Consider the following 21,211-nt stretch of genomic DNA (forward strand, 5'->3'; position numbering starts at 1 on the left):
AACGTCACGGTCAGAAGTGAAATATACCCAAAAAAAATCTTGTCGAATTATGACAGGTACGAACAGTTATTATGCGCAGGAGCCCGCATCCCGACAAGGGAATACGGGCATTTGTGACAAGATTAAGAGGTTAAGCCAGGATTTTTGCTGTCAGTTGAACGATTATTCAGAGTATCGTCGAGCTTTTTGTGATCCAGCTCTTTCACCCATTTCGCCACCACCACCGTTGCCACGCCGTTACCCACCAGGTTGGTTAACGCACGCGCCTCTGACATGAAGCGGTCGATACCGAGAATCAACGCCAGACCCGCCACCGGCAGGTGACCCACAGCGGAAATAGTAGCAGCCAGCACGATAAAGCCACTGCCCGTCACGCCTGCCGCGCCTTTAGAGGAGAGCAGGAGCACCACCAGCAGGGTAATCTGATGGAAAATATCCATATGGCTGTTGGTCGCCTGAGCGATAAACACGGCCGCCATCGTCAGGTATATCGAGGTGCCGTCCAGGTTGAAGGAGTAGCCCGTCGGGATCACCAGCCCGACCACCGATTTACGGCACCCCAGCTTTTCCATCTTGTCGAGCATACGCGGCAGCGCGGATTCTGAAGAGGAGGTCCCCAGAACAATCAGCAGCTCTTCGCGGATGTAACGGATAAATTTGAAGATGTTGAAACCCGTCGCGCGGGCGATGGAGCCCAGCACCACGACCACGAAAAGGATACAGGTGATATAGAAGCAGATAATCAGCTGACCCAGCTGCACCAGCGTACCGACGCCATACTTACCGATGGTGAAAGCCATCGCACCGAAAGCACCTATCGGCGCCAGGCGCATGATCATATTGATGATGCCGAAAATTACCTGGGAGAAGCTTTCGATCACATTAAAGATAAGCTGGCCTTTGCTGCCCAGACGGTGCAGGGCAAAGCCAAACATCACGGCGAACAGCAGAACCTGCAGGATGTTTCCGCTGGCGAACGCGCCAATGACGCTGCCCGGTATCACGTCCAGCAGGAATGCCACCACGCCCTGATCCTTCGCCTGCTCGGCATACACCGCGACCGCTTTGGCATCCAGCGTTGACGGGTCTACGTTCATCCCCGCGCCCGGCTGCACCACGTTGACGATGATCAGACCGATAATCAGCGCAAGGGTACTGACCACTTCAAAATAGAGAAGCGCCACTGCACCGGTACGACCGACCGCCTTCATGCTTTCCATGCCAGCGATGCCCGTCACGACGGTACAGAAGATCACCGGCGCGATGACCATTTTAATGAGCTTAACGAACGCGTCGCCAAGCGGTTTCATTTGCGCGCCCAGCTCAGGGTAATAGTGACCCAGCAGAATACCGATGGCGATGGCTGTCAGGACCTGGAAATAAAGACTTTTGAAGAGTGAGGTTTTCATAAGGTGTCCTTGGGAAGAAAAACCACAGGCTTTGTAAGGTTATGGTTAACCTGCGGCTTTAAAATAACACCCACATAACAGGACAGAAATAAACTCAGTTCAAATTTGAAACACAAATGTTAAGAACTTTGAGCTGGCTCGCACAAGCCAGCAACAAAATTACACTTTTGCGTTATTGTCAGCACCAGAAAGGTATCGTTCTTCAAAGACATCCGAAGGAACAGCAGGGGCAAAAAGGAAGCCTTGTCCGCTCTCCACGCCCGCCTCTGCCAGCCAGGCGCGTTGCGCTTCGGTTTCAATTCCCTCGGCAATAAGATGCAGGTTGAGGCTGCGCGCCATCTGGATAATCGCCTGCACCATGCTGCTGTCGCCCGGCAGACCGTCGACAAACGCTTTATCAATTTTTAGCACATCCACCGGAAGGGTTTTCATATGCTGAAGCTGACGCAGCCCGGCGTATCCCATGCCAAAATCGTCCAGCGCAATGCGAATGCCGGCATTACGCAGCGGTTTCAGGATCGCGACTGCCTGATTAGGGTCGTCGATGCGTCGGCTCTCCGTCACTTCCAGAGTTAACGTATCAGGCTTGATTCGGTAACGATGGATCAGCTCCAGCATCTCTGAAACCATGGTCGGGTGCATAAGCTGCAGGGCAGACAAATTGACCGACAGCGGCAGCGTCACGCCGCGCTCCTGCCAGGCGGCAAGCTGACGGCAGGACTCTTCCAGCACCCAGTAGCCAACGGTAACCATCAGGCCACAGGACTCAATGCGCTCAATCAGCCCTTCCGGCAGCTCCCATGAGCCATCCGGCTGCTGCACGCGCAGCAGTGCCTCGGCGCTTTTCACTTCTCCCGTTAGCAAATTCACCTGCGGCTGTAGCCAGAGGGCAAACTGGCGGTTATCCAGCGCGGTCAGGATGTCGCTCTCTTCCGTCAGGCGCTGCTGCGCCTTTTCCATCTCTTCCGGCGCGAAGAACTGGATCTGATTTTTCCCTTTGCGCCGGGCGGTGAACGCCGCCGAGAACGCGCGATGATAAAGCTGCTCTGCCGTTAAATCGCCATAGTACATTGCAATACCGATACTGGCGCTTGGACGAAGCTGGATACCCTGAATGGGCAACCGCTCATTAATGACAGTGAGTACTTGCTGACCTAAAGTGATTGCATGCCAGGGTTCTTTTACGCCGTTGGCAATCACCACCAGGTCGTAACCGCTGACCTGGGTCAGCACCATGCGCGGGGCCAGGACAGATTTCACTTTTTCCACCAGGGTCAGCAGCAGCATTTCGCGCTGGCTCTCCTTGAGCACGCCAGCCGTGTCCTGCAGGGTTTCACAGGCGATAACCATCAGCGCCGTAGTTTGCTGACGGGCAACGGTCTGCTCCAGCATCGCCATCAGGAAGGCTTTATTAGGAAGCTCCGACACCGGGAAGCGCGTGGCGCTGCTGTTTAACTCATCCTGCTGGCGCTGGATGCGCTGCTGGTTGAGGTTGTAGCTGCGCACCAGCATACCTATCTCATCGTCATGATGCAGACGCGGTAGCTCAAGCTGATGCCCCATCTGATCCTGCGGCGCAAGCGTATTCAGCTCGCGGGCGATACGGCGCAGCGGATGAACAATCAGCCGGTTAATGCACCAGGTGAGCGCCACGCTGAGAATAAGCGTCATAAGTAAGCAAGTGGTCACTAACGTAACCACCCAGCTCATGACGAATTTATACATGCGGTAGGAGTCCGCCTGTAATACCAGGTAGGCCAGCGGCTGCGGGTTGGCAGGGCGTTCGAGTGAATAAACGGGCAGCGAAATTTGCACCGGCAGTTCAAACAGGCGCATCACCATCATCGGGACGGGACGCTCCGGGATAAAGCTCATCCGCAGCGCCTGAAACTGGTTGGGCAAGACGACGTCGGCGCGGCTCACGACGCCGGCAGGCTGAATGCGTTTTAAAATGGTTTCCGCTTCGGGAATATCCCCTTTCAGGATAGAGGCAGAGAGCGGGCCGCGCACCGAGCGCGCGATACTTTCTAACTGCGAAGCCGTGTTATAGCGATTCTGCTGTACGGAATGAAACAGCAAAATTACGCAGAAGAGCAGTACAAACAGCATGGTGACGGCAGAAACCATCGCCATCTGTTTGATTGTTAAGGAACGGCTGACACGCAAAATGACTCTCCACAAAACTCGAAGCGCAGGGCGCGCCAGGGTGTAAACCTGGCGCGCCTGAGTATACCCGATTGCCGCGCTATTAAGAGAGACTTACAAATGGATTAAGGAAAATCCGATTACCAGTCCGCGTAAGGGATAAGCGGCTGCGGCGGTAAGTCCATATCGCCCTGCCAGCCTGCAGCAGAGTAACGCACATAGATCAGCGCATGGCTTGGGGTATAGTCTTTCGCTTCCTGAATATCTACGCCCATGCCCACAAACCAGTTGGACGTTACGCGGCGTTCGATAATGGCCCGCGCGGTATAACCCGTGCCTGAGGAGCTGCTGCCGGTTTCCATCGCGCCCCGGTCGGTATAGCGGTCTGGCTCATCGGTCGGGATCAGGTTCTGAATCGGGTAGCGCAGCTCGTCTTTGGTTTTAGAGTGAGACCAGGACACCGAGCCGCCCAGCTCCCAGGACCAGTTCTCCGTGCGTTTACGCCAGGTCACCGGCAGTGCGAAGGAGACATACTCCTGCGGGCTGTAGTAGCCGCCCTGACCCAGGGTATAACCGCTCAGGTCTTTGTCATAGTGCCAGAGCATATTGGAGACGCCGACCGTCAGGCGCTCGTTGTTTTTATTAATGAGCTTGTAGTAGTAACCCGTCATCCAGCGGACGCGCCAGTTATCTTCCACATTTTTACCCGTCAGCGTTTCCGCGTTCAGGCTTGACCAGACGCCGTTCGCTTCCCCTTTGTCATAGCTCATGCTTACGCCGCCACCGGTGGCACGTACGCCGCCCCAGGTGGTGCCGGTGTTAGTATCTTTTTGCCCGGCGAACGCCAGCAGGGAGCTGGAGATTGGGCGGCGATGGGCGTTAACGGTATAGCCGATGGGGCCCAGATCGCTGCTGTAGCTGATACCGCCCACCACGTCGACGACGTCAAAGCCCATTGGCGTAGTGCCAATATCCATCGCCCAGGTTTTATTCTGCCAGCCGACGGCGACGCTTGCGCCATTGTCGGACTGATGGGTGTTGCCGCTACACGGCGTTTCGTAGCAGGTCCCCCATTTTGGATCGTAGGTCCCGTTATTGTTATCAAATGAACCGGCGTCCATGTTGACCAGATCGCTTCTGAAGAACATGCGCCCGTCAGACAGCGGGGCATCCACCTGCAGCATGGTAGTGTGCGCTTTCAGGTCGGAATAGCCGCCCGTGCCGCTGGAGCCCCAGTAGTCGTGCTGCAGCGTGACGTTAACATCCTGCTGACGGTACAAGTCACCAGCATCACTGCGCACGCCGCGCTTCAGCCAGTCATCTTTTTCATCGTTACGCGTCAGGCGGGTGAAGCTGTCGTTGTCGGCCGGACGCGTCGTGGTGATACCCGTCGACACCATCGCGTCTTTATAGGTTTCCAGCGCCTGCTGAGGCTGACCGTTTTGCGCCTGGAAACGCGCGGCATCACGTAACACCAGCGCGTTTTCCATGGAGCCGGGCTGCGATTTAGCCTGCGGAATGATTTTGTTGAAGGTCTGTTCTGCGGCAGCAGAATCGCCCAGGCCTGCCTGCGCCATCGCGATCCGGCGCTGCATGTTGAGCGACAGCGGCTGGCCGTTTTGCGCGGCGGGCAGTTTCGCCAGCTCTGCGCGCGCGGCATCTTTGTCACCCTGCGCGCTGTAAATCTCGGTCAGGCCGAGGATCGCGTCTTCGTTCTGCGGTTCACGCTGCAGAACGGCGCTGTACGTCGTTTTCGCCGACGCCAGATCGCCACGCTGCTGCGCCCAGTCCGCCAGCGTCAGGTCGATGCGGGTGGAGGTCGGCTGCTGACGCAGAAGGTTTTCCGCCTCCTGCTCTTTGCCGCTGTCGCGCAGACGGTTGGCGGTTTCCAGCACCTGGTTGCTTTGCAGGCGGTCGGCAAGCTCCTGAATATTGCCGTTCCACTGGCTGCGCGGCAGCGTGTCCAGATGCGCCAGCGCGGCGCGGTCCTGATCGTTACCGGAAAGGTAGAGCCCGTTGGCATACACCTGATCCGGGTCGGACGGTTTCTGGCTGACAAGCTGACGCATCAGGGTATCCGCCTGGCTGCGCTGACCCGCGCTGTAGAGATCGCGCGAGAGACGATAGGTTATCCACACGTCGCCGGGAGAGAGTGCCAGACGACGACGCTGAATCTCTGCCGCCTGGGCGTATTTCCCCTGATTTTCCAGCTGTTCTGCCTGAGCGGAGAGCTGCTCGTTGGTCAGGCTGCGTTCAATATCATCAATGCTCCGGCGCTGGCTGGCGGAGAGAGACTGGATAAACTGCGAGGCCTTCTCCGGGGACTGGGCACGGTAAATATTGGCCAGGCCGCGGACCGCATTGCTGTTGCCGCTGTCCATACGCAGCGCCTGGCGATAGTAACGTTCCGCCGCGTCGTTATCTTTACGCGCCGCGGCGGCATCGCCCAGCCCCAGCACCGCATAACTGTCGGTATTGTCGATACCGCGCGCCTGCTGATAGTAACGCTCCGCCTGCGCAGGGTTATTCGCCTTGAGGGCCGCATCGCCCTGCTGGATCAGCAGCCAGTAGCGGTTGACCTTCAGCAGACTGTCCCATTTACCCCGGTTATCGCTCTGGGGATCGAGGGCAATCGCCTTTTCAAACTGCGCCACCGCGCGAGCGCGGTCGCCTTTCTGGGAATAAGCCTGACCAAGGGCACCCACCGCTTCACTGTCGGCATGGTTGGCGCTGACGGCTTTTTGCAGCTCAGCCACCGCCTTACTCCCCTGCCCGGCATCCACCGCCGCCAGCCCTTCCGCTTTCGCGCGGAACGCCGGGTCAGCGAGCTGTTTTTGCTGTTCTTCGAGCTGCGCACGCGCCGCCGCGACGCTATCGCCGTCGCTGAATACGCTCAGGTATTTTTGCAGCGCGCTGACGCTGGCGCTGCTGGCAGGCTGGCCTTTGATTTGGTCATACCACATATCAGACGCCTGGCTGCGCCCGTTGGTCGATTTAGCCATCTCCTGCAATACGGCAAAGCCTTCATCACGGCGTCCGCTCTGGAACAAAAGCTGGGACAGCGTTGCCTGCAGCTGCGTATTTCCGGGGCTGCTGGTGTTGATTTTCTTGAGCTGGTTAATGGCCGCATTCCGGCGAGCAGGATCTTTCGCGACCACATTCCAGTATTCCGTCGCCACGTCGCCGCCCGGCGGGTTGCCGTCAAACAGCTTGTCATAGGCTGCAATCGCCTCCTGCGTGTGTCCCGTGGTGGCGAGCAAACGCGCCTGCTGGAGCTGCTGGCGACCATCCGGGGTGGAAAGCAGCATCGTATTGCGGGATGACTGGTACGCACTCGAGCCCGGCGCGATCCCTTTCAGACGATCCAGCTCTTTTTGCGCACCGGCGTTATCGCCCTGGCGCAGCAGGTAGCGAAAGCGTGCGGCAATGACGTCAGGGTTGTTCGGGTCAATCAGCTCAAGACGATAAAGCGACTGACGAACCAAATCCTCACGCTGTGTCGATTCGCCCAGCCGAACCTGTTCCAGCAGCTGTTTCTGCTGCGGAGAGTTGGCGGCCTCAGCCATCGGCATCAGTGCCAGGCCAAGCGATAAAGTGAGTAGATTTACTGTGAACTTGCGCATTCCTGGCCCCAATCCGGTATTAATTCACCTTTTGCGGTGAAGCGAAAACGATGCTGATCCCATCCTTGCCCAAAGAGAGTCAGCACGTAGCTGTAATAGGCATTATTATCGGGAAAATGGTCTGCAACGCGCTGGCGCTGAACCGCCTGGGCATCACGTTGTTGTAAAAACGGCAGCATGGCGGCAGAGAACCCGACCGGACCATTCCCGGTGCGTTTACCCGTCGCCACATCCACTTTCTCCGGCGGCACACCCCGTTTCATTGTCTTTGCCGCCATCGGCTGGAAGCGCGTCAGCAGCCGGGCTTTCTGAGGATCTTTATCACTCATCATTCCCACCCAGAGATAAACGCGGATGGCGTCGTAGCCGCCCACCAGCGATTTATCCTGCTGTAACCGCCAGCCTTTGTTTTTCTGATACTGAACCCAGTCCGGCGAAAAACCTTTCGGCGCGCTCTCCAGCAGCAGACGCTGATTGGTTTCACGAAGCTGGGTCCACGGGGTACCAAAGCGCGTGAAATAACTCGCTAACTGCGGAGGAAGATAGCTGGGGTTAAAACGCCAGACGTTTTCATCGGCAAAACCGACTTTACCGGGAAGCAGCATTGCGCCGAGCCCCGGCACTTTCACCACTTCCTCACTGACAATGCGTTTTAGCAGCGCCTTACCCGTGCGGGTATAGTCCGGATGTTTCCACAACCGGCCCGCTTCGAGCAGAGACCAGGCGATCCAGACATCGGCGTCAGAGGCGGAGTTGGTATCAATCACCGCCCACGTCTCTTTATCTTTCTGGCCCCATAGCCAGGCGGGCAGGTTGTCGTTGAGATTGCCGCTGGCAAGATTATCGCGCGTCCAGGTCAGCAGCTGGTCAAACGCGCTGCGATCGTTCGCCGCAAGGGCAAAGAACAAGGCGTAGCTTTGCCCTTCCGAGGTCGTAATTTTGCGCGTGTCGCTGGGATCAACGACACGCCCGCCCTCACTGATGTAATCCTTTTTAAACTGCTCCCAGGCAGGCCAGGTACAGGCGGCGCGAAGAGGAAGCGCCGCCAGCATCAACGCTGCTAATGCACACCAGCGAAAGGCTTTCATCACATCTTACTCATCCGGGTTCAGGCGACGACGGCTGATGATACGCAGCAGACGCCACAGCACCCATGCCAGCAAGACCACGCTGACCGCCGCCAGGATGGCGAGCAGAACCGGATGGTTAGCCAGCGCATACCACAGGCGTTCGAACCACGGCAGATGGCCCACGTAGTACACGTCGCCCACGCGCAGGCTATTGACGCCGGACTCACGGATCACCGAAACGGAACCAAACATCGCGGCACGTTTACCGCTGTCGTTCATGGCCGTATTGAGCAGTTCATACCCGCGCGGGCTATCCGCCAGGAGAGCCACCACGCTACGCTGTTCGTTGTAAGGTGACTGGAAGCCCACCACCGCGGCCATTGCCCCCTGAGACGTTACGGTCGTCTGCGCGCTGGCCTGACGGTCGTTCACATCCGGCATAATGCTCGGGAACTCGGTCTGGCGCAGCGGCGTGTTAACCCAGGACTGGGCCGCTTTCACCAGCAGATCGATACGTTTGTCATCCTTCAGCTTATCCGGAATGGTACCGATCACCATGATGTCAGCGTCTTTGTTCTGAATCTGGCTGCCATCGTCCGTCAACGTGACGTTAATCGCTGGTAATCCCGTCTGTCCCCCAACGGTCGCCATGGTATCCAGCAGGGTCGTGACCTGCCCTTCGCTTGGCGCTTTTGGCATCACAACGATGGACTCAGAGAGATCGGCCATGCGGCTGAACGGGAAGCCCGCGTTAGCAAAGGCGCGCAGATCCGGCATCGCCAGGAAGTGATAGTACTTCGAGAAGTCGATGGTCGACTCATCGCCAATCACAACGTGGTTCTGTACGGGCTGGAAGGTGATGCAGTTTTCCGCCGAGCCGCCAGGCATCGGGTTCATGTACTGGAAGTCGAAGCGCAGCTGGTTTATCGCACCCAGCTTCAGTGCCGGGATGGAGACATCCGTTTTACCGTCCAGCAGCCCCTGCAACACCGGCAGGCGAAGCATCAGGCGGTTAGTATCCTGCGTGCTTTGCAGGCTGAACGATTGCAGGAACTGGTTGTTCAGGCTGATATCCATGCGCGAGCTGTCTTTGGTCGCTGGCGCGGTATAGCGGTAGTTCAGATTGATATCAATGCCGTTGGTGCGCAGCAGGTACAGATCCGGCGGCAGATTCAGTGACAGGCTAATCGGCGCTGGCTCAAGCCCCGTCGCCTGCAGCTGTTCTTCATAGGTTTTCAGCTCGCCAAATGTCACCGCACGGTCGGTACGCACCCAGTTTGGCGCATCATAAGGTTTACGCGCCAGCAGCGGTTTGACCTCATCCACCACCACGCTGTCACCGCGGAAAAGGACGTTGCCCTGGGCAATGGCTTTTGCGGCCTGCACCAGATCTTTATCGTCGCGGCCAAAGACCACCAGCAGCTTCACGTACGGGTTTTCCGGATGGCTTATCATCTCAACGGTCGGCGCTTTGACGTCCGGATGATCGCGCAGGAAGGCCGGGCGTTTCGCGTTGGTCGCAAACACAATCGCATTTCTGTCCGGCAGTTTGTCATACATCGCCGGGAAGCTCTGTCCACGCCAGCCAGCACGTGAACCAAACCAGGACGCCACAATGGTGGCCGCCAGCTGCTCGGTCACGTCCGGGGATGATGCAAACACCATCGGCAGCGTGAGCGGACGGTTATCACGCGGATCAAAGAACGGAACCGGGAATGCCGAGAGATCGTTTTTCAGCGCCAGCGACTGGTAGGTCATCTGCAGCGAGGAGTTACGCCCGACGTCCATCCAAAGCGTGTTGCTGGCCGGGTTTTCGCAGACATCGCGGTAGTGGCCGACAAATTCCAGACGGATACGGTTAAAGTCGGTGATGAACAGCGGGTTGATCGGCACCTGAGCCTGGGTTTTCTTACCCAGCTGCTCTTTGGTAACCGGCAGTACGTCCATCAGCTCATCATTCAGGTAGACCTTCAGCTGAGACTGCGTCGGCAGCAGAGACGGCGACGGCGTGTATTCCAGGTTCAGCACCGCGTTAGAAACGACCTCATCGCTGCGCATGCCAAACTCAATGCCGCCGTTAGGGTTGATGCCGCGCAACACCATACTGCCCGGAGGCGGTGCAATTTGCGCGAAGGTCAGCTTCACGTCCCGCGACGGCGCATTGTCCGCAACGACGGGCGCATTCGCCCCCCGGACGCCCGGCATCACCTGCCCGATGACCTGGCCGTCTGCCGGCAGGGTGTTCCCCTCCGTAGGCTGGTTCGGCATGATATTTTCTGTTTGACCAGGTGCCGCGGTGACAACCGGATCGGTTGCCTGCGCGACGACAGGTACCGTTGGCGCAGGCGTTGCCGCTGCGTTACCAGGAGCTGCGTTAGCCATTGTTGCAGGGAGGACATTCATCCCCATTGCCACTGCACATAACCAGGAAAGTTTTGTTTTCATCGCGTTATCATCATTGTTGAGCCATAACCGGGTCCGCCTGCTTCGCCTCATCCCGCTCAGGACGACGAGGAATGAACGACACGACCCAGGAAACCAGCGAAGTAAGTGACCGGAAAATTAATTTCACCGACGACGGGGCGAATTCTGCAAGGTGACGATAGCCACGGAACCCCAGCTTCAGAATATCCAGCAGGCTTTCCAGAGGTTTATCTTCCGGGAAGCTGTCCTGCCAGAGAGCCCACGTATCCGCGCGGGCAAACGTACACTGCACAAAATCGATATGTTGCTTTTTGGTCAACGGCATCAGCTGCAAACCGACTTCATTGCCCGCCACGCGCACAACCTGCGTCGGGAAGACATACTCCTGCTGACCGCGCTTAAGCAGCAGGTTAACTTTCTGGCCTTCCAGCACCTTCGCCTGGCCGTTGATTTTGATCCCCAGACCACCGTCAGAGAAGTCGTGCACGGTACAGGAGAAGAGATGGCCATCTTCACGGGCGATCGCAGCAGGCATGCAGATTTCAACGCGATGCGCACGACGAACCTGCTTGCTCTCCACCGACACCGCTACCGCGCCGCCGAGGATAATCAGGTTGTAGAAGACCCAGGCCATACTCACAAAGACGGTCAGGATTTCGTTTTCCGGGCCGTAGAAGTAACGCCAGATACCGGCGATGACGCCAACGATATTCAGCAGTACCAGGAAGATATACGGACGGGAAATCACCCAGTCGACGTACTCTTCTTCCACCAGGCCGCCCTTCGCGGTGACATTAAATTTCCCTTTGTGCGGGTTAATCAGCGCCACCATCGTCGGCGGCGCGATATACCAGGCCAGCACCGTTTCGTAGATTTCACTCCAGAAGGAATGGCGGTATTTACCCTGTATCTTCGAGTTCGTCAGGCTCGCGTGGATCATGTGCGGCAGAACAAACAGCGCAATCATCAGCGCCGGGGCGTAAATGATATAAGCGTGAAGGAGCAGGAACGCCAGCGGCGCGGTCAGGAAGATCAGCCGCGGGATACCGGATAAGAAGTGGAACATGGCGTTGACGTAGCAGAGACGTTGCGCCAGCTTGAGCCCTTTCCCAATCAGTGGGTTATCGAGACGGAAAATCTGCACCATGCCGCGCGCCCAGCGAATACGCTGACCAATGTGCGCCGACAGTGACTCCGTTGCCAGACCGGCGGCCTGCGGAATACGCATATACGCCGAGGTATAGCCACGACGGTGCAGGCGCAGAGAGGTGTGCGCATCTTCAGTGACCGTTTCGACGGCGATACCGCCAATTTCATCCAGCGGCTTACGGCGGATAACCGCACACGAGCCGCAGAAGAAGGTGGCATCCCACATGTCGTTCCCGTCCTGCACCAGGCCATAGAACAGGGTGCCTTCGTTCGGGGTTTTTCGGAAGCGGCCAAGGTTACGTTCAAACGGATCCGGCGAGAAGAAGTGGTGCGGCGTCTGCATCATCGCCAGCTCTTTCTCCTTCAGGAACCAGCCCATGGTCATCTGCAGGAACGAGCGCGTCGGCACGTGGTCACAGTCAAAGATCGAGACAAACTCCCCTGTGGCATACTTCAACGCGTTGTTGATGTTCCCGGCTTTCGCATGCTCGTGAGTCGGACGGGCGATGTATTCGACGCCGACCTCCTCTGCGAACTGGCGGAACGCCGGACGGTTGCCGTCATCCAGGATCCAGACCTTGAGCTTGTCTTTCGGCCAGTCGATGCCCAGCGCGGCATAAATGGTATTTTTCACTACGCTCAAATCTTCGTTGTATGTCGGTACAAAGAGATCAACAGACGGCCACTGCGCGGTGTCTTTTGGCAGCGGAACCGGCTGGCGGTTGAGCGGCCAAATGACCTGGAAATAGCCCAGCACCAGCACGATCCAGGCGTAGGTTTCGGCAAACAGCAGCACCAGGCCGCACACCAGGCTGACCGGGTCGTCCCAGTTCAGGGTTGAGGTATAACGCCACCAGATGTAGCGACAGGAGACGGTCAACGACAACACAATAAGCATCAGCGCCGAGAAGCGGCCCGGAATACGGCGGACCAGCAGCGCCACGCCCCACAGCAGTATCAGGAAGGTGAACTGCGCCAGAGGGTTGAAAGGCTGCGTAATACAGACCAGCGCCAGAATGAGCGAGAACACGACGATCACGCCGAGGATAAAACGCCGCAGGCCCGGGTGAAGATGCCCGAGCTCTTTATGGTTATCCAGATGGCTGGTCTTATCGCTTACGCTGTTGGGCAGTCTGTCCAGCCACTGGTGGTAGCGCTCACGTAACTGCTGGACGCGGGAGAAGCTGCGCCAGTGCGGCGTTATTTTCTCTGAGCGGGATGACGTGACCACCAGCCAGATGGCCTGAATGAGATAGCGCGCCGGATCCAAAGGACGCGGCCGGTTGGGATTAATGTGCGGATATAGCTCACTGTGCCGGGCACGTATGCGCTGCCAGCGCGGGTGTTCGAGTGGAATAAACATCCAGGCCAGAATCATCCAGAAACAACCGAGCGCGGCGCTAAATGCCGAAGCACCGTGCCGGCGGAAATGCCGGTAATGATCGCTCAAACGCGAACTGACCGGTGGGATGAGTAACCAGCTGGCGAGACGACTCATACAGAACTCCCTGCATGCTCCGCCCTGTTGGCGAAGTTCAGCAGACACCAGTTAGCCAGCGTCAGGATCTCTTCTGCCGCCAGTGAATCGCTGCGGTATTCGCCGAGCGGTTGCTTAGACGCAAGGCATTCCGCCATCCCCTCATCACGATGGATGACAATGGGAAGCAGACGGCGCTGGCTTTGCAGCCAGACCTGATACAGATCGTCCTGGATCTGGCTGCCAATGCGCAAATCGTTAATCAGAAGGTGAGCGTTCTGAGGCAGCCCCTGCTGATGCAGGCGGATATGGCAGTTCGCATCGACGTTGACGATGGAAAGTATATGATCGCACTGGGCGATAAGCTGTCGGGTCAGCGTGCCGGCGCCGTGCGGCAGATCCAGCAGGATCCACTTGTAGTGTCCCTTTTCTTTCAGGGTTTGCAGCGCCAGCGTGAACTGCGAAAACAGGCGCTGATACGCGGCTTCATTCTCGCGTTCCGTGGTGGTCAGTTGCCCAAACGGCAGCAGATCGAGCTGGGAGGTATAGCGCATCCCTGCATCCTGCCAGTCTTTATCATCAAGCAGTGCCCGGGCCCAGCCCTCTTCACGAGAAAAGTCGACGTTAAACGACATACGCAACAAATTATCGGCGCAGGCGTCAATAACCAGCACCGATTCACCTAAAAGCTGTAATGACCACGCCAGCGCCGCGGTAACTGATGTGGTACCCACACCGCCACGGACACCCTGTAATCCGAGTATGGCCATCAATGGCTCCCTTATTGTTGATGGGCGAATTCAGCTAATAACGGCCAGCGTTTAATAGCCGCGGCCAACTGTTCCCGCTGGGAAATATCGGTGTAATCTATTTCAGGTAAAGAAAAGGCCTGCGTCAGCGCCAGAAAATCGTTTTGGAATGTGTAACCCAGAGTCGAGTCGACTGGGGTTCCAGGTTCGTTATTATCCATTCTTTTTCCATCCCTTTAAGGAAAATCGCACGCTAAAGAAGTTGCGGGGCTTCCTGCCCTGACAAATTTCATTTACATGCTAAATCTGATGTTCTTTAATTTCAATGTTAGGTTTATTTCTACGCTTTCGCTAGTAAACTGAGATACAGATAAATTAGACGAAAAGAGGGACACCGTGGACTCCATATTTTCTATTGGCATCCAGTCATTATGGGACGAATTGAGCCACATGCCAGTCGGAGGAGTCTGGTGGATTAATACGGACCGTAATGAAGATGCTATCAGTCTGGTAAACCAGACAATTGCTGCTCAGGATAAGGATTCCCGCGTGGCCGTCATTAGCATGGGCGAAGATCCGAAGAAAATTATTACGCTTGAAAGTGGTCGCGGCCCCCAGACGGTGCGATTATTTTCCATGACATCGGAAGCCGATAGTCTATACTTTTTGTCCCGCGACGTTCAGTGCTCTATTGATCCGGATCACTATTTAGTGATTCTGAAATGCGCAAATAACGTCCTGCAAAATATGCCCGCTGAAAAACTGCTGCCGTGGCTGGAAAAAATCAATAAATGGGCAAAATTTCAAAATTGCACGCTATTGATAGTCAATCCCGGCAGTAATAATGACAAGCTGTTCTCACTTTTAATGGCCGAATATCGCTCTCTGTTCGGTCTGGCAAGCGTTCGTGACCAGGCAGGCAGCTATCTCTACGATATTGCATTCTGGTGTAATGAAAAAGGCGTGAGCGCCAGGCAACAGCTTACGCTGAAACATATCGAGGGCGAGTGGCACCTGGCGCAGCAGGAAGAAACCGTGGTGCAGCCGCGCAGTGATGAAAAACGCATCCTGAGCCATATCGCGGTTTTAGAGGGGGCACCCGCCCTGTCGGAAAACTGGACGCTGTTTGATTCTAACGAAGCCCTCTTCCATGAAGCCCGCACAACCCAGGCGGCAACCCTTATTTTCTCGCTGATGCAGAATAACCAGATTGAGACGCTGGCACGGCAAATCCACACCTTACGCCGCCAGCGCGGAAGTGCGTTGAAAATCATCGTGCGCGAAAATAATACCAGCCTGCGCGCCACCGATGAGCGCCTGCTTCTGGGCTGCGGCGCCAATATGGTTATTCCCTGGAATGCGCCGTTGTCACGCTGCCTGACGCTTATCGAAAGCGTTCAGGGCCAGCAGTTTAGCCGCCACGTACCGGAAGATATTTCCACGCTGCTCTCCATGACGCAGCCGATGAAGCTGCGTGGGTACCAAAAATGGGATACCTTCTGCGACGCCGTGGGCAACATGATGAACAACACGCTTCTACCTGCTGACGGAAAAGGGGTCATGGTTGCCCTGCGTCCTGTACCGGGTATTCGCGTTGAACAGGCTCTCACCTTATGTCGCCCGAACCGTACAGGGGACATCATGACCATTGGCGACAATCGCCTGGTGCTGTTTTTGTCCTTCTGCCGGGTAAACGATCTCGATACGGCGCTTAACCACATCTTCCCCCTGCCTACAGGGGATATTTTCTCGAACCGTATGATTTGGTTCGAAGATAATACGATTAGCGCGGAGCTGGTGCAGATGCGTGCGCTCCAGCCTGAGCAATGGGCCAAACCGCTCGCAATCAAGAGCGATGCCAAACCGATCCTCAATGCCAGACATGATGGACACGTCTGGCGTCGGGTTCCGGAACCCCTTCGCTTATTAACAGACAACGCGGAGAACGCATCATCATGAACATCAGCGATATCATTCAACTGGTTATATTCTGTGCGCTGATCTTTTTCCCGCTTGGCTACTATGCGCGCCATTCCATACGCCGTATCCGTGATATGGCCAGAGTGCTGTTTATTAAACCTCGCTATGTAAAACCAGCCGGAACACTGACACGGGCATCACACGTCAAGGCAGACCGAAAACATGACTAATTCTACCTATACCGCTTCGTCACCCTCGCCGCTCTGGCAATACTGGCGCGGCCTTTCCGGCTGGAACTTCTACTTTCTGGTGAAGTTTGGCCTGCTGTGGGCAGGCTATCTGAATTTCCATCCCCTTCTCAACCTGGTGTTTATGGCCTTCCTGCTGATGCCGCTGCCGAATATCAGGCTACATCGCTTGCGCCACTGGGTCGCTATACCTGTCGGCTTTGCGCTGTTCTGGCATGATACCTGGCTACCGGGGCCGGACAGCATTATGAGCCAGGGGTCCCAAGTGGCGGGCTTTAGCGCCAGCTATGTCCTCGATCTGACCGAGCGCTTTATTAACTGGCAAATGATTGGCGCGGTATTTGTGCTGCTGGTTGCCTGGCTGTTCCTGTCACAGTGGATCCGCGTCACGGTGTTTGTCGTCGCGATTATGATCTGGCTTAACGTGCTGACGCTGGCTGGGCCGAACTTTTCGCTGTGGCCTGCCGGTCAACCGACCACCACGGTGACCACCACAGGGGGAAGCGCGGCGGCAACCGTCACAACGGCAGGCGATACGCCTGTGGTGGGCGATATCCCAACCCAGACCGCACCGCCGACCTCAACCAACCTGAACGCCTGGCTCTCCAGTTTCTATACCGCGGAAGACAAGCGACAGACTAAATTCCCGGATGCGCTGCCGGCGGATGCTCAGCCGTTTGAACTGCTGGTGATCAACATCTGCTCTCTTTCCTGGGCCGACGTGGACGCCGCCGGTTTGATGTCTCATCCGCTGTGGTCACACTTCGATATTCAGTTTAAAGATTTCAACTCTGCCACCTCGTACAGCGGCCCGGCGGCGATCCGCCTGCTGCGTGCAAGCTGCGGTCAGACATCGCATAAAAACCTGTATCAACCCGCAGGCAACCAGTGTTATCTGTTCGATAACCTCGCAAAGCTGGGCTTTACGCAGCACCTGATGCTGGGGCATAACGGACAGTTCGGTAACTTCCTGAAAGAGGTGCGCGAACAGGGCGGCATGCAGGCACCGCTGATGGATCAAACCGGTCTTCCTGTCTCTCTGCTGGGCTTCGACGGTTCGCCCGTTTATGACGATACTGCCGTCCTGCAGCGCTGGCTGCAGACCATCGAAAAAGACAGTAATCCGCGCAGCGCGACGTTCTTTAACACCCTGCCGCTCCACGACGGTAACCATTTCCCGGGCGTGAGCAAAACGGCTGATTATAAAGTGCGTGCGCAGAAGTTCTTTGACGAGCTGGACGCGTTCTTCACGGAGCTGGAAAAATCAGGCCGTAAAGTAATGGTGGTTGTGGTGCCTGAGCACGGTGGTGCGCTGAAAGGTGACAGAATGCAGGTGTCGGGTCTGCGTGATATCCCAAGCCCGTCCATCACTAACGTGCCTGCAGGCATTAAATTCTTTGGGATGAAGGCTCCGCATCAGGGCGCACCGATTGAGATTACACAGCCAACCAGCTATCTGGCGATCTCAGAACTGGTTGCCCGCGCCGTTGACGGGAAGCTGTTTGTGGAAGATAGCGTGAACTGGGATCAGCTCACCAGCAAACTGCCGCAAACGGCAGAAGTCTCAGAGAACGCTAACGCGGTCGTCATTCAGTATCAAAACAAACCTTACGTTCGCCTGAACGGCGGGGATTGGGTACCGTATCCGCAGTAACACGGTATGACGTCCCTCTCCCCATCGGGGAGAGGGACAATCTCGACATTATTGCTGGGCGATCCACACCAGCATTTTCAGACTTGCCGAATAGTAGTCGTCTTTAGCGGTGATTTCGGGTTCACCGGAAGACTGCCCCATCGTGAAATCACGTACAGCCAGCAGGCCGCCTTCCATCATGTAGGGCGCATATTCGTTGGTCGTCACGTTAACCCAGGCGGGCGTTTGTTCCCGGGGGAACTGGCCGAACCAGGCCTTCCACGGCGTCAGCAGCGGGCTTTGCTTATCAGACCAGGCAACGTACAGCGGAACACGAATCGCGTCATAGCTCATTCGCGGTGGCCAGCCTTTTGCGGGAGCCAGCTTGCCACCTGATGCCAGTGAAACCCAGTCAGTGGGCAGATTCGCTTTACCCGACCCCATTTTCCCCAGCAGGCGTTTCCCGTCCTTAATCAAATCGCGCCAGACCGGCAAATGACTGCGTCTGGAGAAGGCCTGCCAGGCCGGAAACACGAAATAGGAAGGATTGAGGACCACTTCACCCTCAAGCTTAAACCCCTGGACGCCGGGCAGCATCACGCGGTAACCGGCATAGCGGATCACGCTGTGGTCAATCAGTGCTTTTGTAATTGCATCCGATGCGGCGCTGTAGCGTTTGTCATGCCAGCGGGCGTCGGCTTTCAGCAACGCCCAGGCAATCAGCACGTCGCCGTCTGCAGCGTTGTTTTTGTCGGCGACCGGGTTGGACTCTGCGGGATTATAGCGCCAGTAAAACAGACCATTTTCTTTGTTCTTCAGCTGACTGTCTGTCCATTGCCAGAGCTTATCGAACGTGGCTTTATCGTCGTTGGCCACCGCCATCAGCATGGCAAAACCCTGACCTTCCGTATGCGACACGCCGCCATTACCGGTATCAACAATGCGGCCTTCCGGTTTGAAAAAGCGGGCCTTGTAACTCTCCCAGGCCCGATCCGCATGAGAGAGAGGCGAGAACAGCAGACTCATCATGACGGCCAGCGTTGCGCACACGGGTTTTCGCATAATTAACTCGATCCGGTTATTCGGCACTTCGCAGTGAAATCTCACCGCCCATCCAGGGTTTAATCACGCCATCCTGCTCCAGGAGCAGCGCGCCCTGTGCGTCAATACCGCGTGAAGTCCCGTAGATCTCTTTATCACCAATCAGCAGTTTCACCGGGCGGTTAATGAAGTTATCCAGCTTTTCCCAACGAGACAGGAACGGTGCCAGCCCTTCCTGCTCAAAAAGCGTGAGTGAACTGCGCAACTCTTTAATCATACGCACGGCAAGGGTGTTACGATCGATGACGATCCCCGCCTCCTGGAGGTTAGTCCAGGCCTGATTCACCACATCATTTTGTACATTGCGCATCACCATGTTGAGGCCTGCGCCAATGACGATTTGCGCCGCATCGCCCGTTTTTCCCGTCAGTTCGACCAGAATACCGGCAAGTTTACGATCGTTGAGGTAGAGGTCATTAGGCCACTTAACACGTACCTTATCCGCTCCCAGATCGTGCAGCACTTCCGCCATGACGATGCCGATGACCAGACTCAGGCCAATAGCAGCGGCCGGGCCCTGATCGAGTCGCCAGTACATAGACAAATAGAGGTTAGCGCCAAATGGCGAAAACCATTTGCGACCGCGACGGCCGCGACCGGCCTGTTGATATTCAGCAACGCAGGCATCGCCGGATGTCAGCTCAGGCAGACGATCCAGAAGATACTGGTTCGTCGAATCAATCACCGGCAGCACCGCAACATTGCCGTGTCCGATCTGGCTGCGGATCGTTTCTTCATTCAGCAATTGAATCGGCTCCGGCAGGCTGTAGCCTTTTCCAGGAACCGTGAACACATCAACACCCCAGTCGCGAAGCGTATGGATATGTTTATTGATAGCAGAACGGCTCATGCCAAGCTGTTCACCCAGCTGCTCGCCAGAATGAAACTCACCGTCAGCAAGGATGCCAATCAGGGTTAAGGGAATGGTATTGTCCTTCACGCGATAGCCTCCACGGCATTAACTTCACCTGTGCAGCCAATGAAGCGAACTTCTGGCTCCAGCCAGACGTTAAATTTTTCGCCCACACGCTGACGAACATAATGAGCCAGCTGTACAACATCATCGCTGGTCGCATCGCGCTGATTAATCAGCACCAGAGCCTGCTGCTGGTGAACGGCAGCACCGCCTACTGAAGTGCCTTTTAGCTGGCATTGATCGATAAGCCATCCTGCGGCAAGCTTCACGCTGCCATCCGCCTGAGGGTAATGTGGCGCGGCTGGCCATCCTTCAAGAAAGACTTTTGCATTTTCGCTGCTGATAACCGGGTTTTTGAAGAAACTTCCTGCGTTTCCGTTTACTTTTGGATCGGGAAGTTTGGTCATCCGCATATGGCAAACCGAGTCAAAAACGTCGCGGGCGGTTACGGTAGCCGGGTCGAGACGCGTTAAATCCCCGTAGGTCAACACGGGCTGCCAGTTCTTCGACAGGCACAGACCCACGGCGACAATCACGTAGCGATCCTGATATTCATGTTTGAAGATACTGTCACGATAGCCAAACCGGCACTGCTCCGCCGTTAAACGCTTAGCCGTTCCGGTCGCCAGTTCGATGCAGTCGACATATTCGCAGACGTGTTTCAGTTCGATGCCGTAGGCACCGATGTTTTGAATAGGTGACGATCCGGCGCAGCCTGGAATAAGCGCAAGGTTTTCCAGGCCCGGCATCCCTTTTTCGAGGGTGAATTGCACCAGATGATGCCAGTTTTCACCGGCCCCCACGTGCAGGTGCCAGCTGTCGGCACGCTCTTCAACATCAATCCCCATGATGCGGTTAACGATCACCGTTCCCGCAAAATCATCGAGAAACAGGACATTACTTCCTTCGCCCAGAATCAGTACGGGTTCGTTATTTTCTGTTGCGCTTTGCCATGCATCCAGCAGTTGCTGTGCAGTATCGGCACGTACAATTTGTTTAGCATTGCGTTGAATGCCAAAGGTATTCCAGGGCTTAAGGGAGTGGTTCATAGACGCTATCCTGATGCAAAAACGCAGGTAGTTTACCGTATAAGCAGGGCGTTGGGGGATTAGTTTGTGCAGCGTATAAACGCAAAAAGGCCATCCTTTCGGATGGCCTCTTCACTTATTTGATGCCTGGCAGTTCCCTACTCTCACATGGGGAGACCCCACACTACCATCGGCGCTACGGCGTTTCACTTCTGAGTTCGGCATGGGGTCAGGTGGGACCACCGCGCTAAAGCCGCCAGGCAAATTCTGTTAAATCTGTATCAGGCTGAAATTTGAATGTGTCGTCTCTTCGCCGAAA

At 56.2% G+C, this 21,211-nt stretch carries 14 protein-coding genes and 1 rRNA gene; 3 read left to right on the forward strand and 12 right to left on the reverse strand.

Annotated elements, in window-relative coordinates:
- Positions 1 to 122: 122 nt before the first annotated feature.
- The 8 genes from ACMGGX_RS08670 to bcsR form a co-directional block, all read right to left on the reverse strand.
- A complete protein-coding gene (locus ACMGGX_RS08670; protein WP_023309587.1) occupies positions 123 to 1,409 on the reverse strand; it encodes a dicarboxylate/amino acid:cation symporter in 1,287 nt (428 codons plus the stop codon).
- A gap of 159 nt (positions 1,410 to 1,568) precedes the next feature.
- Positions 1,569 to 3,575: a biofilm formation regulator HmsP gene (hmsP, locus tag ACMGGX_RS08675; RefSeq protein WP_047743411.1), complete on the reverse strand. Its 2,007-nt coding sequence runs from the start codon at positions 3,573 to 3,575 to the stop codon at positions 1,569 to 1,571.
- Positions 3,576 to 3,694: 119 nt separating this feature from the next.
- Positions 3,695 to 7,177 carry a cellulose synthase complex outer membrane protein BcsC gene (bcsC, locus tag ACMGGX_RS08680; RefSeq protein WP_348562146.1) on the reverse strand — a complete coding sequence of 1,161 codons (3,483 nt, stop codon included), beginning with the start codon at positions 7,175 to 7,177 and terminating at the stop codon, positions 3,695 to 3,697.
- On the reverse strand, positions 7,159 to 8,265 hold the full coding sequence (gene bcsZ / locus ACMGGX_RS08685) for a cellulose synthase complex periplasmic endoglucanase BcsZ (protein WP_126304246.1): 1,107 nt from the start codon (positions 8,263 to 8,265) through the stop codon (positions 7,159 to 7,161). The genes bcsC and bcsZ overlap by 19 nt, the downstream gene beginning before the upstream one ends.
- A 6-nt stretch (positions 8,266 to 8,271) precedes the next feature.
- Positions 8,272 to 10,692, reverse strand: a complete 2,421-nt coding sequence (gene bcsB / locus ACMGGX_RS08690; RefSeq protein WP_050583714.1) for a cellulose biosynthesis cyclic di-GMP-binding regulatory protein BcsB — start codon at positions 10,690 to 10,692, stop codon at positions 8,272 to 8,274.
- Positions 10,693 to 10,702: 10 nt separating this feature from the next.
- The gene (gene bcsA / locus ACMGGX_RS08695) at positions 10,703 to 13,318 is read right to left on the reverse strand and encodes a UDP-forming cellulose synthase catalytic subunit (RefSeq protein ID WP_348562145.1); all 2,616 of its coding nucleotides are present in this window, start codon (positions 13,316 to 13,318) and stop codon (positions 10,703 to 10,705) included.
- Complete coding sequence (bcsQ, locus tag ACMGGX_RS08700; protein WP_023333774.1) at positions 13,315 to 14,067, reverse strand: cellulose biosynthesis protein BcsQ; 753 nt, start codon at positions 14,065 to 14,067, stop codon at positions 13,315 to 13,317. Before bcsQ ends, bcsA begins: the two co-directional genes overlap by 4 nt.
- A gap of 11 nt (positions 14,068 to 14,078) precedes the next feature.
- Positions 14,079 to 14,267, reverse strand: a complete 189-nt coding sequence (gene bcsR / locus ACMGGX_RS08705) for a cellulose biosynthesis protein BcsR (RefSeq protein ID WP_008503237.1) — start codon at positions 14,265 to 14,267, stop codon at positions 14,079 to 14,081.
- 175 nt (positions 14,268 to 14,442) lie between these two features.
- On the opposite strand from bcsR, the gene bcsE reads away from it, so the two are divergent.
- From bcsE to bcsG, 3 genes are read left to right on the forward strand one after another with little or no spacing between them, the layout of a single operon-like run.
- Positions 14,443 to 16,005, forward strand: coding sequence for a cellulose biosynthesis c-di-GMP-binding protein BcsE (gene bcsE, locus ACMGGX_RS08710; RefSeq protein WP_368744112.1), 1,563 nt, complete (start codon positions 14,443 to 14,445; stop codon positions 16,003 to 16,005).
- On the forward strand, positions 16,002 to 16,196 hold the full coding sequence (gene bcsF, locus ACMGGX_RS08715; protein WP_126349245.1) for a cellulose biosynthesis protein BcsF: 195 nt from the start codon (positions 16,002 to 16,004) through the stop codon (positions 16,194 to 16,196). The genes bcsE and bcsF overlap by 4 nt, the downstream gene beginning before the upstream one ends.
- Complete coding sequence (bcsG, locus tag ACMGGX_RS08720; protein WP_023309595.1) at positions 16,189 to 17,868, forward strand: cellulose biosynthesis protein BcsG; 1,680 nt, start codon at positions 16,189 to 16,191, stop codon at positions 17,866 to 17,868. Before bcsF ends, bcsG begins: the two co-directional genes overlap by 8 nt.
- Before the next feature lie 48 nt (positions 17,869 to 17,916).
- Here the strand turns inward: bcsG and ACMGGX_RS08725 are convergent, their stop codons facing one another.
- The 4 genes from ACMGGX_RS08725 to rrf form a co-directional block, all read right to left on the reverse strand.
- A complete protein-coding gene (locus tag ACMGGX_RS08725) occupies positions 17,917 to 18,909 on the reverse strand; it encodes a glycosyl hydrolase family 8 (protein ID WP_047173989.1) in 993 nt (330 codons plus the stop codon).
- Between the two features lie 16 nt (positions 18,910 to 18,925).
- Complete coding sequence (gene birA / locus ACMGGX_RS08730) at positions 18,926 to 19,888, reverse strand: bifunctional biotin--[acetyl-CoA-carboxylase] ligase/biotin operon repressor BirA (protein WP_420298281.1); 963 nt, start codon at positions 19,886 to 19,888, stop codon at positions 18,926 to 18,928.
- A complete protein-coding gene (gene murB / locus ACMGGX_RS08735) occupies positions 19,885 to 20,913 on the reverse strand; it encodes a UDP-N-acetylmuramate dehydrogenase (protein WP_063442130.1) in 1,029 nt (342 codons plus the stop codon). The genes birA and murB overlap by 4 nt, the downstream gene beginning before the upstream one ends.
- A gap of 124 nt (positions 20,914 to 21,037) precedes the next feature.
- A 5S ribosomal RNA gene (gene rrf / locus ACMGGX_RS08740) occupies positions 21,038 to 21,153 on the reverse strand.
- Positions 21,154 to 21,211: the final 58 nt, after the last annotated feature.

Source organism: Enterobacter sp. BNK-29 (assembly GCF_048684785.1).
Taxonomy (GTDB): Bacteria; Pseudomonadota; Gammaproteobacteria; order Enterobacterales; family Enterobacteriaceae; genus Enterobacter; species Enterobacter cloacae_M.